The following is a 16,550-nucleotide window of genomic DNA, read 5'->3' on the forward strand; positions in this document are numbered from 1 at the left end:
GGTCGCCCTTGAAAAGGGGCTGACTTATCCACACATCATCCACATCGCATTCACAGCGTCTTCACACCTTTTTCAACCATCATTTTTCAAGAACCGGAGCAGAGAACATGGGAAGAATCATCGGCATCGACCTGGGCACCACCAACTCGTGTGTGTCCATCATGGAAGGCAACACCACCAAGGTGATCGAGAACTCGGAAGGTGCACGCACCACGCCCTCGATCGTGGCTTACCAGGAAGACGGTGAGGTGCTGGTCGGCGCCAGCGCCAAGCGCCAGGCCGTGACCAACCCCAAGAACACGCTCTACGCGATCAAGCGCCTGATCGGCCGCAAGTTCACCGAGAAAGAAGTCCAGAAGGACATCAACCTCATGCCCTACTCCATCGTGGCCGCCGACAACGGCGACGCCTGGGTGGAAGTGCGCGGCAAGCAGATCTCGGCCCAGCAGGTCAGCGCCGACATCCTGCGCAAGATGAAGAAGACCGCCGAGGACTACCTGGGCGAAGCCGTGACCGAGGCCGTGATCACGGTGCCGGCCTACTTCAACGACGCCCAGCGCCAGGCCACCAAGGACGCTGGCCGCATCGCCGGCCTGGACGTCAAGCGCATCATCAACGAGCCCACCGCCGCGGCCCTGGCCTTCGGCCTGGACAAGCAGGAAAAGGGCGACCGCAAGATCGCGGTGTACGACCTGGGTGGCGGCACCTTCGACGTGTCCATCATCGAGATCGCCGACGTCGATGGCGAGAAGCAGTTCGAAGTGCTGTCCACCAACGGCGACACCTTCCTGGGCGGCGAAGACTTCGACCAGCGCATCATCGACTACATCATTGGCGAGTTCAAGAAAGAGCAAGGCGTTGACCTGTCCAAGGACGTGCTGGCCCTGCAGCGCCTGAAGGAAGCCGCCGAGAAGGCCAAGATCGAGCTCTCCAGCTCGGCCTCGACCGACCTGAACCTGCCCTACATCACCGCCGACGCGTCGGGCCCGAAACACCTGAACCTCAAGCTCACGCGCGCCAAGCTCGAAGCCCTGGTGGAAGAGCTGATCGAGCGCACCATCGCGCCCTGCCGCACCGCCATCAAGGACGCCGGCATCAGCGTGAACGACATCCACGACGTGATCCTGGTCGGCGGCATGACCCGCATGCCCAAGGTGCAGGAAAAGGTGAAAGAGTTCTTCGGCAAGGAGCCGCGCAAGGACGTGAACCCCGACGAAGCCGTGGCCGTGGGCGCCGCCATCCAGGGCCAGGTGCTCTCGGGTGACCGCAAGGACGTGCTGCTGCTTGACGTGACCCCGCTGTCCCTGGGCATCGAGACCATGGGCGGCGTCATGACCAAGATGATCGGCAAGAACACCACCATCCCGACCAAGTTCAGCCAGGTGTTCTCCACCGCCGAAGACAACCAGCCGGCCGTGACCATCAAGGTGTTCCAGGGTGAACGCGAAATCGCCTCGGGCAACAAGCTGCTGGGCGAGTTCAACCTCGAAGGCATCCCCGCTTCGCCGCGCGGCATGCCGCAGATCGAAGTGACCTTCGACATCGACGCCAACGGCATCCTGCACGTGGGCGCCAAGGACAAGGGCACCGGCAAGGAAAACAAGATCACCATCAAGGCGAACTCCGGCCTGTCCGAAGCCGAGATCCAGCAGATGGTGAAAGACGCCGAGCTCAACGCCGCCGACGACAAGAAGAAGGTCGAACTGGTGCAGGCCCGCAACCAGGCCGAAGCCATGGTGCACAGCGTGAAGAAGTCGCTGGGCGAACACGGTGACAAGCTCGAAGCCTCTGAAAAAGAAGCCATCGAGGCCGCGCTGAAAAACGTGGAAGAAGCCGCCAAGGGCGAGGACAAGGCCGACATCGAGGCCAAGACCGAAGCCCTCATGACCGCCAGCCAGAAGCTGGGCGAGAAGGTCTACGCCGCCTCGCAGGCCGAAGCCGCCGCAGCGGGCGCCAGCGAAGGCGCCGGCCAGGCCAGCGCCGACAAGGCGTCGTCGGCCGATGACGACATCGTTGACGCCGAGGTGAAGGAAGTCAAGAAGGGCTGAGCGGCCGCCTGACGGCTCCACCCTGCCGCCGCGTCCGGGCAACCTGACGCGGCGTTTGTGTTCAAACAGAACTGCAACAGACCATGGCTAAACGCGATTTTTACGAAGTGCTGGGCGTCCCGAAAAACGCGTCGGACGAAGAGATCAAGAAGGCGTATCGCAAGCTCGCGATGAAGCACCACCCCGACCGCAACCAGGGGGACGCCGCCAAGGCCGCCGAGGAGCGCTTCAAGGAAGCCAAGGAAGCCTACGAAATGCTCTCGGACCCGCAGAAGCGCGCGGCCTACGACCAGCACGGCCACGCCGGCGTGGACCCGAACATGCGCGGCGGCCCCGGTGCCGACGGTTTCGACGGCTTCTCGGGCGCGTTCGGCGACATCTTTGGCGACATCTTCGGTGGCGCGCGCGGCCAGCGCAGCGGCCGCCAGGTCTACCGCGGCGCCGACCTCTCGTACGCCATGGAAATCAGCCTCGAAGAGGCGGCGGCCGGCAAGGAAAGCCAGATCCGAATCCCCAGCTGGGACGACTGCGAAACCTGCAAGGGCACGGGCGCCAAGCCCGGCACCAGCGTCAAGACCTGCACCACCTGCCACGGCCAGGGCCAGGTACAGATGCGCCAGGGCTTCTTCAGCGTGCAGCAGACCTGCCCGCACTGCCACGGCAGCGGCAAGATCATCCCCGAGCCCTGCACCACCTGCCACGGCCAGGGCAAGATCAAGAAGCAGAAGACGCTGGAGATCAAGATCCCCGCCGGCATCGACGACGGCCAGCGCATCCGCAGCACCGGCAACGGCGAACCGGGCCAGAACGGCGGCCCCTCGGGCGACCTCTACATCGAGATCCGCCTGCGCAAGCACGACATCTTCGAGCGCGAAGGCGACGACCTGCACTGCCAGGTACCGGTGAGCATGACCGTGGCCGCCCTGGGCGGCGAGATCGACGTGCCCACGCTGCAAGGCAAGGCCACCATCGACCTGCCCGAAGGCACCCAGAGCGGCAAGACCTTCCGCCTGCGCGGCAAAGGCGTCAAAGGCGTGCGCGCCAGCTACCCCGGCGACCTGTACTGCCACGTGGCGGTGGAAACGCCCGTCAAACTCACCGAGCACCAGCGCAAGCTGCTCAAGGAGCTGGACGAGTCGTTCCGGAAAGGCGGCCACAAGCACAGCCCGAACGACAAGGGGTGGTTTGAAAAGGCCAAGAGCTTCTTTTCGTAGAAAAGCTGAGCGAAGCGAAGGCTTGGCCTTTCGCTAAAAAGCGAAGTCCTTCTTTTCGTGAAAAAAGAAGGGCATTAGCGCTCGCGAACCGCGAGCGCTACGCTTTTCGCCAGAAGGCGACGCGCTTTTTCAGCTGATTGCGACTGAAAAATCAGAGCAGCCGAAGGGCAGCGGGTGGTCTTCGGGGCAGATTGATCGGCGAGAATCATTGAATTGATACATCCGATGGAAGTCGTTCATGATTCAACTTCGGCATCTGCCGCGTGCCACCGTCAAACAAGGGTCTGCCTCAGCCCGGAGAGGCTCCTGGAAGACACTCTGCCTTTCGATCGTTGGTATCGCCCTCGGGCAACTCGCCGCCTGTGGCGGCGGAACAACAACCTCGGCGCCACCGAGCGGTCCTGAATCGTCTCTGGCTTCAGAGAAGACAGAGAAGACAGAGAAGACAGAGAAGACAGAGACGACCGCAGGCGACAGCGAAACCACGAACCAGAGGAATGCCGTCTTTGGGGCGAGCGGCTCCAACGTGCCTCCGGCATACGGCTCACAGTGGCTGCAATACGCCAGGCGCTGGACGACCGTCAAAATGGGTGGTGGTGGTTATGTGCCCGGCATCATCTACCACCCGACCGTGCCCAATCTGCGCTACGCCCGCACCGACGTGATGGGTGTGTACCGATGGGACCATGCCAACTCGATCTGGGTGGCGCTCACCGATCACTTCGACCGGTCCGAGGGAGTCCACCAGGGTGCCGAAAGCATGGCTCTCGATCCGACCGACCCGAACAAGGTCTACATGACGACGATGCAGGCGGTTCAGTGGGGCAACGGGCGCCTCTACTATTCGTCCAACCAGGGTAACTCCTGGAGCCATGTCACACTGCCTTTCCCCGTCGGCGCGAACAACCAGGGCCGCGCCATCGGCGAGCGCATGATGGTCGATCCCAACGTGCCGTCCACGATCTTCTATGCCTCGCGCACGGCGGGGCTCTGGAAGAGCACGAACAGCGGCCTGAACTGGAGCCAGGTGACTTCGCTGTCGTCGCACATCATGCCGACAACGGAGATCAACAACGCCAACGGTGGCAGCCCCGTCGGCGTGGAGTTCGTGGCCTTCGACCTCTCGGTGCCCACCTCGGGCTTCACGCCCTCGGGCAGTCCGACGCAGACGATCTACGTCGGCATCGCGCCGGACTACAAGAACCTGGCCGGGCTCTCCGCGTATCTGTACAAGTCGACCAACGGCGGCACCACCTGGTCGCCGGTGACCATCCCTTCCGCGGTCGTCACCCTGATCCGCGACGACCCCGACAACGACAACGACGTCTACATTCCGCACTTCGCGCGGGCGGCCGACGGCATGTGGTACGTGCCCTTCTCCTCCAGCTCCGGGCCGGGCAGCGGTGCGCCGTCGGCCCTGTACAAGTTCGACGGCACGAACTGGACCAAGCTGATCGGCTCTGACGACAACCCCAGCAGCTACTTCGGTGGCATCGGAGGCCTTTCGGTCCATGGCAGCGGCCCGACGACGAAGATCGCCTTCGGCGTCTCCGGCACCTGGGGCGATGGGGGCTGGATTCAGATCGCGATGCGCTCGGCCGACGGCGGCGCCACGTGGTCCGAGTTCGGGCGCTCCGGCGACACCGGCGGCAGCCTGAACTACCACGACGCCACCGGCTACTGGGGATGGCCCGACGACCTCGAGATCGACCCCTTCAATCCAGAGCATGTCTCCTATGTGCTCGGTGGTGGCGTCGTCTCGACGACCGAAGGCTTCTCGGCGACACTCCCGCGCTGGAAGTACGACGTGAACGGTATTGAGGAGATGGTCAACCTGGTGCTGACCGCACCACCTCCGGGCGCACCCTATGTGCTGGCCAGCGGGCATGGCGACACCGGCCTGTACGTGCACACCTCGCTGACCACATCGCCGACACGGTCACCGACGGCGCAGCTCAGCGGCAGCGGCGGCAATGGCACCGGCATCGACATGGCCTGGAACAACCCATCCTTCATCGTGGGCGTGGGCACCTTCGACCACACGTCCAAGGGTGTGTACAGCACCAACGCCGGCCTCACCTGGACACTGTTCCCCTCCGTGCCTCCGGTGGGCAACGCGACCGGCGACGAATCGAAGGTCGCCGTCACGGCAGACGGTGGGAACATCATCTGGGCGATCAGGGGGCAGGTGCCATACTACACAACGAACCGAGGCGCCTCTTGGACAGCCACCAACCTGCCAGCGCCGGCCGTGGCCTATCACATCGCGGCCGACCGCAGAAACCCTTTGAAGGTTTACGCCTACGAACATGGCGGCAACTTCTGGTACCCGTCGAACAGCGGGAGGTTCTACCGCTCGACCGACGGCGGCCGAACCTTCACGGTGATCGCCCGTACCTGGGCACCGAACGGAAACGGCGTCACCGGCCTGGCCGTCAATCCTTTCATGGAAGGCGACGTCTGGCTGGCGGACGCGAACAACCTGTGGCGTTCGGTCGATTCCGGCCTCACCTGGACGAAGCTGACGGGAATGGCGACGGTGGGACCGGAGTTCACCAATCTTCACGGTGCGATCAAGGTCGCACTTGGGGCACCTGCGCCAGGATCGGTTCATTCAGCCACCGTCTATCTGGTGGGCACGATCAACGGCGTCGACGCCGTTTATCAATCCGTCGACATGGGCGCTACCTGGCTCCGCATCGACGACGATCATCACCGCTATGGTGGCGTCAACGGGATCGCGGCTGACACCAGTGTCTTCGGACGTGTCTATCTAAGGGGTCGCGGAATCAACTACAACACCAATGGCACTCAGCCAGGGGCTCGCTACAGGATTCCGCAAAAATTTTTGGACGGTCCGGCGTAGCCCTCTGCGTCACAGGCTTCGCCCGAAAATGGCTCCCCGGTGCTCCAACAGGAAGGGTCGGGAAATGGTTGCTTGCACAATGCCGGCATGAAAGCCCTGCTGCTCTACACCGCCACCGCGCTGGCCGAGATCGTCGGTTGTTACCTGCCCTACCTGTGGCTCAAGCAGGGCCGGTCCATCTGGCTGCTGCTGCCGGGCGCCCTCAGCCTGGCGCTGTTCGCCTGGCTGCTGACCCTGCACGACACCGCCGCCGGACGGGTGTACGCGGCCTATGGCGGGGTCTACATCGGCGTGGCCCTGCTGTGGCTGTGGGCGGTGGACCAGGTGCGGCCCACGCTGTGGGACCTGGCCGGCGCGAGCGTGGCGTTGCTCGGCATGGCCATCATCGTGATGCAGCCGCAGCGCTGAACCACAACGCCCTGGGCCGACGGCGAAGCGGTGCGACCGGATGGGGCGATCCGATACTCCCTATGCGCCGGACCGTATGGCGAAACCGCTGGCAACGGCGATCATGGCGGCTCATCCCGGCCACGCCTGCCAGCCCATGACGACCCCCTCGCCAATCGCCTCACCCGACCGCCTGCGCGCCCTGCCGCGCGCCGAAGTCCATGTGCACCTCGAAGGCTGCCTGCCGGTGCCGCAGCTCGAAACCTGGGCCCGGCGCCACGGCGAGCCTCTGCCCCGCCCGCCCGGGCAGTTGCTGCATTTCGACGGCCTCGCCGATTTCCTGCACTTTCTCGACTGGGCCTGTGGACTGGTGCGCACGCGGGAGGAACTGGCCGAGGCGGCCTATGGGTTCAGCCAGCGCCTAGCGGCCAGCGGCACCGGCTACGCCGACCTGATCTTCAACCCCACCCACTGGAAGCCCTGGCGCGGCCGCCTGGGCGCCATGATCGACGCGCTGGACGCCGGTTTTCGCGCCGCCGAACAGGACGGCCTGCCGACCGTGGGTCTGTGCGTGAGCCTGCTGCGCACACAATCGGCCGACGCCGCGGCCGAGCTGGTGGACACGCTGGTCGCGCTGCGGCACCCGCGCGTGGTCGCGCTCTCCATCGACGGCAACGAGGCCGCGGCCGGGCGCACCGGCCCGCGCTTTGCCGAGGCCTTCCGCCGCGCGGGCGCGGCCGGCCTGAAGCGCACCGTGCACGCGGGTGAGTCCAGCGGGCCCGAAGGGGTGCGCGATGCGATCGAATGGCTCGGCGCCGACCGCATCGACCACGGTGTGCGCGCCATCGAAGACCCCGCGCTCATGGCCCTGCTGGCCGAGCGCCAGATCCCGCTGGGCGTGTGCCCCACGTCCAACCTCAAGCTCGGCGTCTACCCGTCCATCGACGCCCACCCGGTGGACCGGCTGCGCCGCGCGGGCGTGCCCGTCTCGCTCAACACCGACGACCCGGCCCTGCTGGAGACCACGCTCGAAGGCGAATACGCGCTGTGCCAGGCCGCCTTCGGCTGGACCGACGACGAGCTGCGCGCCGTGGCCCGCACCTCCATCGACGCGAGCTTCGCCAACTCGAACATCAAAGCCCAACTGCGCGAGGCCCTGAACCGCTGGTGAACCCACGCCAGCACCAGGCCAAGCCAGCGCGCCGTAACATGCCGGGCATGAGCACCCCAACGCACGATTTCATCCTCATCGGCGCCGGCATCGCCGCCGCTTCCACCGGCTACTTTCTCGCGCCGCACGGCCGCTGCGTCATGCTGGAGCGCGAGAGCCAGCCGGGTTACCACAGCACCGGCCGCTCGGCCGCGCAGTTCATCGCCACCTACGGCACGTCCCAGGTACGCGCGCTGTCGCGGGCGAGCGAGCCTTTCTTCCAGCACCCGCCCGAGGGCTTTGCGAGCGCGCCGCTGCTCACGCCGCGCGGCCTGCTCACGGTGGCCGGGCCTGATGAGATGCCCGCGCTGCGGGAGGCCTGGGCCGTGTTGCAGCAGACCAGCGGCACCGGGCGCTGGCTCAGCGCGGAAGAGGCGCTGGCGATCATGCCCGTGTTGCGCCCGGAGAAGGTGAGCGCGGCCATCCTGGAGCCCGAGAGCTACGACATGGACGTGGACGCCATCCACCAGGGCTACCTGCGCGGCTACAAGCACGCCGGGGGCGAACTGGTGACCGATGCCGAGGTGGTGGCCATTGAGCGCGTGGGCGATCTCTGGCGGGTGCGCACCGCGGCCGGTGGCGCGTACACCGCGCCGGTGTTGATCAACGCCGCGGGCGCGTGGTGCGACCTGGTCGCCGGCCTGGCGGGGGTGCCGCCGATCGGCCTGGTGCCCAAGCGGCGCAGCGCCTTCACCTTTGCCGCGCCCGCCGGCGTGGACAGCAGCCGCTGGCCGCTCACGATGGCGGCCGACGAGAGCTTCTACATGAAGCCCGACGCTGGCGCCCTGCTCGCCTCACCCGTCAACGCCGACCCCACCACCCCGCAGGACGTGCAACCCGAAGAGCTGGACATCGCGCTGGGCATGCACGCCATCGAAACCTGGACCACGCTCACGCCCCGCCCCACCCACACCTGGGCCGGCCTGCGCTCCTTCGTGGCCGACGGCGACCTGGTGGGCGGTTTCGACGCGACGGCGCCGGGCCGCCCCGAGCCGGGAGCGCGCTCCCTCGGGGGGCAGCGAGCCGAGCAGGGGCAGAGTGTGGGGGCCTCGGCATCTGCGCCAGGCTTTTTCTGGTGCGCGGCGCAGGGCGGCTACGGCATCCAGACCAGCGCGGCCATGGGGGAAGCCTGCGCGGCGCTGGCGCGGGGCGAGCCGCTGCCCGCGCACATCGCGAGCTGCGGGCTCACGGCGCAGATGCTCTCGCCGGCCCGGCTGGCGACAGGCGCGCCCCAGGCCGCCGGCTGACAGGCTCTGGCGCGCCCGTGCCCGACCGAGGTGGCGGCGCGGCGCTGGCCTGCCGCGCGGGCAGGGGCGGTTTGCGGCTTATCCGGGCAGCGCGTCCCCGAAGAGGTCCAGCGCCGGGCCGTGCAATGCGCGCAGCAGCTCGACCGGATCGACCGCCTGCGCCAGCGAGAGCGCCCCGCTGCGCCGGTACGAGGGCGCCAGCAGACGCAGGGCGGCTTCGACCACGATGGGCGCCGTCACGGCATAGATGTCCTGCCCTCGCACGCCGGCCGTCCGGGTGAGGCCACCCTGGATGAGGCGCACCACCAGCTCGAAACGCTGCGCCGAGCGCCCGCTCTCGTCCGCCGCCGTGGGCTGCGGCGTCGAAGCGTCGCGGATGTCGGCCAGCGCCGAACGGTTGATTAGCGAGCGGATTTCGCCGACCTTCAGGTGATGGGCCAGTGTGATGACTTCGCTGAACGGAATCTCGACCATGGCCTGCTGGCCCAGCGGTGCGGAAAACACCCAGTCGGGCACCTCGGCCGAGGGCACAAACGGCGCCAGGTGCCCGTTTTTCACGACCAAGCGCGGCACGGTGTTGCGCTCGCCGGTCTTGCGCGTACCGGCGGTGGGCCACCAGCGGTCCAGCGCGATGGCCACCGTGATCTCGTCAATCTCGCCGTCGCCCGCCAATGCGCTGGCCAGCAGATCGGCCAGGCCCCCATAGAAGGCCGCCGCCGGGATCACGACCTTGCCGGCCGCACGCGCCGGCGCATCGAGCTCGGTGAAACTGGCCTGTGCGCTGGGCTGCTCCGCCGTCACGTCGATGTAGTGGCAGCCGGCCCGCAACGCCGCTTGCGCCACGGGCGCCGCAGTGTCGAGAAACGGGCCCGCGCAGTTGATGACCACCGCGCATCCGGCGAAAGCCTGTTCCAGGCGGACCGGATCGTCGAGCTCGGCAACGCGCCGGGGAACTGCCTCAGGAATCGTCTCGTCGAGCCGGGCGGCGCTGCGCCCGACGGCCACCACCGACAGCCCGCGACGGAGCGCTTCATGGACGACAAATTGACCGGTGTGACCCGTGGCGCCAACCACGGCGACGCACTTGCTGATGGAATTCATGTGGAGTCCTTTGAAAAACAAACGATACAGACCTGTCTGTACATCAAATACTACGGACAGGTCTGTATCATGTCAAGCATGTCCACGCCGACCACCCCCACTTCACCGCCAAACCCTTCCCCCACGGGCCGCTCCGGCCCGGCGTCGAGACGCTCCGCGACGGCCGAGCCAGCACCCGAGGTCCGTGACCGCATCCTCGACACGGCATCCCGGCTGTTCTACGAGCGCGGCGTGCGCGCGGTCGGTGTCGATCTGGTCGTGCTGGAGGCGGCGGTGGCCAAGACCAGCCTGTACCGTTATTTCCCCACCAAGGACGACCTCATCGTCGCCTTCCTGGAGCGGGAGGATCTCGAGTTCTGGGCGCAGTGGGACAGCGTGGCCCGGCGGTTCCCCGACGATCCCGCCGGTGAACTGGACGCGCACATGGGCTGGATCGGCGAACGCCTCGCCCGCTCGAACTACCGCGGCTGCCCCCAGATCAACGTGGCCGCCGAGTTCGCCGAGCAGGACCATCCGGCCCGCCAGGTGTCGCGGCGACACATGCAGGCGCTGCGGGGCCATCTGCTGGACATCGCGTGGCGGTTGAACGTCCCCCGGCCCGATGAACTCGCCGCGCAGCTCGCCGTGTTGGTGAATGGGGCCTTTGTCAGTTCGGGCCTGCTCAGCCCCGACGAAGCCACCGGCGTGCTGCGGGCGGCACTGAAGGCCCTGCTGGACGCTGCGCGGGCCGGCCAGCCGCGCCCTTCGTAGCGCCCAGGGCAGACCGCCTGCGGCAGATGCAGGCGTTCGCGCTCGACACACCGGCGTCAATGGGCAACGCCGACCGGTTCGTCGATGGCGGGGTGCTCGGGCTGGAGCCACGGCGCCGGCACAATGTGGCCCCATGTTCTTTGCCATCCCCCTTGCCAACAAGCCCACCTGGCACGCGCCACCCTGGATGACGGTGCTCATCATCGTCATCAACATGCTGGTGTACTGGGGCTGGCAGGCGCCGGAAGAACGGGCGGTGGAGCGCAATGCCGAGCGGTACGCCCGCAGTGGTCTGGCCGAGCTGGAGATGCCGCACTACCTCCGCCACCTGGAGGGCAAGGCCAGGCAGTCGCCCGACGAAAAAACCCATCTGGCGATGGCCCAGGCGATGTGGAAAGACCGGGAACATGCCCTGCTGTACCAGGACATGTGGCAGGAGCCCGGCTTTCGCGAGGCCTTGCTGGCGGGCCAGGTGATCCGGGAGAGCGACCCGCAACATGCCGAGTGGCAACGGCTGCGGGCGCGGATGACGCCGTCGGAGCCCCGGCCCTTCACCCTGCGCTGGGCCCAGTACTTTGACCGGGGCTTCACGGACCGGCCGGAGACCTTGCTGACCGCCACCTTCCTGCACGGCAGCGTGGACCACCTGCTGGGCAACATGGTGTTTCTCTTTCTCTTCGGTTTCACCCTGGAAATGGCCCTGGGCCCCTGGATGTACCTGCTGCTTTACCTGCTCTGCGGACTGGGGGCTTCAGCGGTCTCGCTGTGGTCGCATGCGGGCACGCCCGGCTATGGGCTGGGCGCCTCGGGAGCGATCGCGGGGCTGATGGCCATGTACGTGGTGATGTACAAGCTGCGGCGCATCCAGTTCTTCTACCTGCTGTTCTTCTATTTCAACTACGCCCGGTGGCCCGCGCTGGTGATGCTGCCGGTATACATGGCCCATGAGCTGCTGCAGCAGTGGCTGGGCGGCCAGGGTGTGGACTACATGGCCCACTTTGGCGGCTTGCTGAGCGGGGCCCTCTTGATGGCGGCCCTGATGGCGGTGAAGACACTCGATGCCCCCGCCAACCTGATGCCCGCCGCCGCGGCCCCCCTGTCCGACGACGAGACCCAGGTCCAGGCCAGCATCCAGCGCGCCCAGCGTCTGACCGATGAACTGAACTACGCGGCCGCCAACCAGGCCTGGCACCGCGCCGCCCGGCTGCGGCCACGCGATCCCCAGGTGCTGGAGCCGTGGTTCGAGGTGGCGCAGCATTTCCCCGACAGCGAAGGGTTCCACGCCGCGGCCAAGCTGCTGCTGACCTTGCCCGACACCGACCACGCCGCGCGCAAGCGCACGCACGCCCACTTCCACACCTACCTGAAGCTGGCAAAACCCGGCCCGCGCCTGAGTGCCAACACGCTGGTGCATCTGGTCCCGGTCTTCGTCAAGCTGCACGCCTGGGACGACGCACAGCGGCTGGCCGGGCTGCTGCACCGGAGCACCTCGGTCCACCCCAAGTGGCCCGACACGCTCACCTTGCTGGTCAACGGCCTGACCCAGAGCAACCAGTGGGAAGCGGCCATGGGCTGGCTGCCGGCCCTTCAAGCCCACGCACCGGCGGCGCCGGTCACGCAGTTGCTGGCACAGAAACAGAAATGAAACACCCCCGCGCCGCTTCGCGTCACCCCCTCAAGGGGGCGGCACTGGCCGTCCGGCAAAGCCGGCCCGGCGGTGCCTCTGGATTGGACCGTTTCATGCGTCTTGGGTCGAGCGCTGCGCGGGGGAGCAGCTGGACTGAAGGCCTCAGCGCTTTCAGGCCGAGCGCAGGGGCGCAGCCGGCGCCGCTTCCCCCGTGTGATCCCGCAGCAGCCAGGCCACTTCCTGGGTGCTGGCGTGTTGCGGGTGGCTCTTTCGCAGCGCGCGGTACACCGCCAGCGCCTGCTCGGTGCGGCCCTGGCCCTGGTGCAGGATGCGGGCGATCAGTTCGTAGGCCTGCGGTATGGTGGGGTGGCGGGGGTAGCGTTTGTCGTAGCTCTTGAGCAGCGAGAAAGCCTGTTTGTCGTCCAGGCCTTTCCAGGCCAGTTGCGCCAGCTCCAGCGTGAGATCTGCCGACTCCAGCACCAGGTCGGGGGACTTGACCAAGGTCGCCGCATGCACCTGCAAGGCCTCCTGGCCCTTTTTTTCCTTGAGCAGGTTCTGGATGAACTTCTGCGTGAACCACCCCAGCGTGTCCTTCTTGTCGGTCAACAGCAGCACACGGTGGTAGCGGCGCTGGTCCGCCAGGCTGTCCGGGTTGGCGCGCTGCCAGTCGTAGGCCATGTCATGGGCCTCCGCGATCTGACCGGCGCGGATCTGCCCGGCCACTTCCGCATCGCGTTCACGGGCCAACGCGTCTCCGGAGGCACCCGCCCGGCGCGCGCCCGCGGAGTCCCCGCTCTCGGGGTCCTGCACCAGATCGATGTCCAGGTTGTCGTGGTTCTGGTACATGACGTAGCCCACCATGCTGGCACTGACCCAGGCGAAATACACCGCCACAAAAGCGATCATCGGCGCGATCAGCCCTTTGGGCGCGAGCGGCAGCAACAGCCCCCAGGCCACCGGCATGCCCATGCTCAGCAGCAGCATGAACACGCACAGCAGCAGGTAGGGCATGCCCACCGCCCCCATGGCACGGATCAGCTCCGAGGGGTTGATCGCGCTGCGAAAGCTGCAGGTCTGGATCAGCACCATCAGCGTGGCCGGCATGAGCAGGGACGAGATCACGTTGCCGATCGAGCCCAGGCCTTCGCTGGCCGAGGCCAGGATCGAGATGAGCAGCCCGTGAACCATCAACACGCCCAGGAACTTCCAGGGCAGGTTGGTCCAGGCGGGATCGCTCTGCGCGCTGTCGTAGTCCGAACTGCGCAGCAAGCCCATCGACGCCATGGCCGCCACCTTGAAGCTGTAGCGCGCCGTGGCCAGCAGAATGCCCACGACGGCGAAAAACCCGATCAGCGGGGACATGGTCACCGCGAAGGAACACAGCGACAGGAACACCGCGTACATGAGCGGCCGGGGCTGGAACGGGAACAGGAAAAATGCGTTGAGCCGGTGCCAGAACGGCGGGATCTTCGGCGGGGACTTTGGAGCGCGGGCGCTGGTGGACGGGGCAATGGGCTGGTTGTTGGAACGCATGGTGGTGTGTGACAGCAGAAACATCAGGTAACAATTCCATTGTGCCTGCGGTCGGGCCACCTACCCCGGCCGGTGGTCCAGCCGCCGCAACCGCACGGCGCACAGCGTGGCGACCGCCGCCAACGCGCTCGCGAGCCAGAACACGCTGGACAAGCCATACGCCGAACTCAGCACCCCGCCCCCCAGACCGCCCAGCAACCCCGGCAGGCCGTAGCCGATCACGGTGTAGAGCGCCTGCCCGCGCCCACGCAGCCGGCCGGGAAAGTGGTGCGAGAGCAGCGCGATGCAGACCGTGTGGTGCGCGGCGAAGGTGATGGAATGCAGCGCCTGCGCGGCCAGCAGCAGCGGCCACACCAGCGGCAAGCCTGCGGTCAGGCCCATGCGCAGCACCATCAGCGCGGACGCGAGCACCAGCCAGCCGGTCAGCGAGAGCAGCGGCAGCCAACGCCCCTGGGCGACGAACCAGCCGATCTCGATCAGCACCGAAACGGCCCACAAGAGGCCGATCAACGTCTTGCTGTAGCCCAGCGAGTCGAGGTAGAGCGAGAGAAAGACGTAGATGAAGATGTGCGCGAGCACGTGAAAGAACACGGCCGCGAAAAACCAGCGCACCGCCGGCTGGCGCAGCAGCGGCCAGATGTCGGGGTGCGCGTCGTCGTGGTGCGTGGCTTCCTTGAAATCGGGCAGCAGCCACACGCTCACCACCACGGCGGCCAGGGTCGCCAGCGTCCAGGCCGGGAAGTGGCCCATGCCAAAGCGCTCGAACCACCAGCCCGTCACCATCACGGTGATCAGGAACCCCAGCGAGCCCCAGAGCCGCACGCGGCCGTAGCGCTTCGCATCAAACGCCCCGCCCTGGCTCACCAGGTGCGCCAGCGCGGCTTCGCTCATGGGCATCATGGCGCTGGTGTGGGTGAACATGAGCAGCAGCACCACGAACAGGGCCACGCCGCCGAGCGGGAACCACAAACCGATGGACAGCAGCAGCGCCACGGTGGCGCCGTAGCGCAGCAGCTTTACGCGCTCGCCCGTGTGGTCGCTCAGCGCGCCCCAGGCGTAGGGTGCGAACAGCCGCGTGGCCGACTGCACGGAAGTGAGCACGCTGATGGCGATCAGGCTGAAGCCCAGCTCTTTGAGCCACAGCGGCAGGTAGGGGTTGAAAAAGCCGATGTGCGCGAAATAGCTGGCCGAGAGCGCGGCAAAGGGGAACAGCTGTTTGCGAGCGCTCATGAATCAGCGCATGGCCCGAACGGGTGGGGTTGGCGCACGCAACGACGGTCTGAATCAGCCCCGGCCAGCCGCGGCGATGTCCGGTGTCTCAACCTTCACATCGCCACACTGGGCACGGTGCCGCAGCGCGTGGTCCATCACCACCAGCGCCAGCAGCGCCTCGATGATGGGCGCGGCGCGGATACCGACACAGGGGTCGTGCCGGCCCTTGGTGATGACCTCCGTGGGCGCGCCGGCCACGTCGATGCTATCGCGCGGGATCAGGATCGAGCTGGTGGGCTTGATGGCGATCGACACATCCAGGTCCTGCCCGGTGCTGATGCCGCCGAGCGTGCCGCCGGCATTGTTCCCCACGAAGCCCTCGGGCGTGAGCGCGTCGCCGTGGGTGCTGCCGCGCTGGGTCACGCTGGCGAACCCGGCACCGATCTCCACGCCCTTGACGGCGTTCAGACCCATCATCGCGTAGGCGATGTCGGCGTCGAGCTTGTCGTACAGCGGCTGGCCCAGGCCCACCGGCATGCCCTGCGCCGTCACACGCAGACGCGCGCCGCAGGAGTCGCCGCTCTTGCGCAGCGCGTTCATGTAGTCCTCCAGCACCGACACGTCGGCCACCGGCGCGAAGAACGGGTTGTGGGGCACATGGTCCCAGCTCTCGAACGGGATCACCACGTCGCCGATCTGCGTCATGCAGGCCTTGAACGTGACGCCGTAGCGCTCCTTAAGCCATTTCCTGGCCACCGCGCCCGCGGCCACGGTGGGCGCGGTCAGGCGGGCCGAGCTGCGGCCGCCACCGCGCGGGTCGCGGATGCCGTACTTCTGCCAGTAGGCGTAGTCGGCGTGGCCGGGGCGGAAGGTCTGCAGGATGTTGCCGTAGTCCTTGCTGCGCTGGTCGGTGTTGCGGATCAGCAGGGCGATGGGCGTGCCGGTGGTCTTGCCCTCGTACACGCCGCTGAGGATTTCGACCGCATCGGGTTCGCTGCGCTGGGTGACGAACTTCGACGTTCCTGGGCGGCGGCGGTCCAGGTCGCCCTGGATGTCGGCCTCGCTCAGTGCCATGCCCGGCGGGCAACCGTCGATCACGCAGCCGATGGCCGGGCCGTGGGATTCACCAAAGTTGGTGACGCAAAACAGGGTGCCGAAGGTGTTGCCGCTCATGCACCGGATTATCCCAGAGGCACCGATGGTGCAGGCGTGGACCCGTCTGTTGCGCGCCTGCGCCAGAATTCAGGCCACCGGGTTTGTGTGGCCTTCGGCCACCGGGTGAGAGGCTCCGCGAATGCCCCCCGGGTCGGCTGCGCCGCCCCTCCTCCTTGACTTCGCTGCGCCCCTCACCCGGT

The 16,550-nt window shown here is 67.0% G+C and carries 12 protein-coding genes; 8 read left to right on the top strand and 4 right to left on the bottom strand.

What is annotated here, in order from left to right; translation table 11 throughout:
* Nucleotides 1-107 precede the first annotated feature (107 nt).
* The 6 genes from dnaK (at nt 108) to KIH07_RS20235 (ending at nt 8,972) form a co-directional block, all read left to right on the top strand.
* On the top strand, nt 108-2,048 hold the full coding sequence (dnaK, locus tag KIH07_RS20210; protein WP_226493674.1) for a molecular chaperone DnaK: 1,941 nt from the start codon (nt 108-110) through the stop codon (nt 2,046-2,048).
* A gap of 83 nt (nt 2,049-2,131) precedes the next feature.
* Nucleotides 2,132-3,262 carry a molecular chaperone DnaJ gene (gene dnaJ, locus KIH07_RS20215; RefSeq protein WP_226493675.1) on the top strand — a complete coding sequence of 377 codons (1,131 nt, stop codon included), beginning with the start codon at nt 2,132-2,134 and terminating at the stop codon, nt 3,260-3,262.
* A 238-nt stretch (nt 3,263-3,500) separates the two neighbouring features.
* Nucleotides 3,501-6,128, top strand: coding sequence for a sialidase family protein (locus KIH07_RS20220; RefSeq protein ID WP_226493676.1), 2,628 nt, complete (start codon nt 3,501-3,503; stop codon nt 6,126-6,128).
* 87 nt (nt 6,129-6,215) lie between these two features.
* A complete protein-coding gene (locus KIH07_RS20225; RefSeq protein WP_226493677.1) occupies nt 6,216-6,536 on the top strand; it encodes a YnfA family protein in 321 nt (106 codons plus the stop codon).
* A 103-nt stretch (nt 6,537-6,639) separates the two neighbouring features.
* Nucleotides 6,640-7,686 carry an adenosine deaminase gene (gene add, locus KIH07_RS20230; protein WP_226493678.1) on the top strand — a complete coding sequence of 349 codons (1,047 nt, stop codon included), beginning with the start codon at nt 6,640-6,642 and terminating at the stop codon, nt 7,684-7,686.
* Nucleotides 7,687-7,724: 38 nt separating this feature from the next.
* Nucleotides 7,725-8,972, top strand: coding sequence for an NAD(P)/FAD-dependent oxidoreductase (locus KIH07_RS20235; protein ID WP_413465809.1), 1,248 nt, complete (start codon nt 7,725-7,727; stop codon nt 8,970-8,972).
* A 78-nt stretch (nt 8,973-9,050) separates the two neighbouring features.
* Here the strand turns inward: KIH07_RS20235 and KIH07_RS20240 are convergent, their stop codons facing one another.
* A complete protein-coding gene (locus KIH07_RS20240) occupies nt 9,051-10,073 on the bottom strand; it encodes a saccharopine dehydrogenase family protein (protein WP_226493680.1) in 1,023 nt (340 codons plus the stop codon).
* On the opposite strand from KIH07_RS20240, the gene KIH07_RS20245 reads away from it, so the two are divergent.
* Both KIH07_RS20245 and KIH07_RS20250 read left to right on the top strand, forming a co-directional pair.
* Nucleotides 10,005-10,823 carry a TetR/AcrR family transcriptional regulator gene (locus KIH07_RS20245; protein ID WP_226493681.1) on the top strand — a complete coding sequence of 273 codons (819 nt, stop codon included), beginning with the start codon at nt 10,005-10,007 and terminating at the stop codon, nt 10,821-10,823. The two genes, KIH07_RS20240 and KIH07_RS20245, sit on opposite strands and share 69 nt — an antisense overlap.
* A 133-nt stretch (nt 10,824-10,956) precedes the next feature.
* On the top strand, nt 10,957-12,468 hold the full coding sequence (locus tag KIH07_RS20250; RefSeq protein WP_226493682.1) for a rhomboid family intramembrane serine protease: 1,512 nt from the start codon (nt 10,957-10,959) through the stop codon (nt 12,466-12,468).
* A gap of 153 nt (nt 12,469-12,621) precedes the next feature.
* Here KIH07_RS20250 and KIH07_RS20255 read toward each other — a convergent pair whose 3' ends face one another.
* From KIH07_RS20255 to aroC, 3 genes are read right to left on the bottom strand one after another with little or no spacing between them, the layout of a single operon-like run.
* Nucleotides 12,622-14,007: a tetratricopeptide repeat protein gene (locus KIH07_RS20255; RefSeq protein WP_226493683.1), complete on the bottom strand. Its 1,386-nt coding sequence runs from the start codon at nt 14,005-14,007 to the stop codon at nt 12,622-12,624.
* Nucleotides 14,008-14,043: 36 nt separating this feature from the next.
* A complete protein-coding gene (locus KIH07_RS20260) occupies nt 14,044-15,213 on the bottom strand; it encodes an MFS transporter (RefSeq protein ID WP_226493684.1) in 1,170 nt (389 codons plus the stop codon).
* Between the two features lie 54 nt (nt 15,214-15,267).
* A complete protein-coding gene (gene aroC, locus KIH07_RS20265) occupies nt 15,268-16,368 on the bottom strand; it encodes a chorismate synthase (protein WP_226493685.1) in 1,101 nt (366 codons plus the stop codon).
* Nucleotides 16,369-16,550: the final 182 nt, after the last annotated feature.

It is taken from the genome of Hydrogenophaga taeniospiralis (genome assembly GCF_020510445.1).
GTDB lineage: Bacteria > Pseudomonadota > Gammaproteobacteria > Burkholderiales > Burkholderiaceae_C > Hydrogenophaga.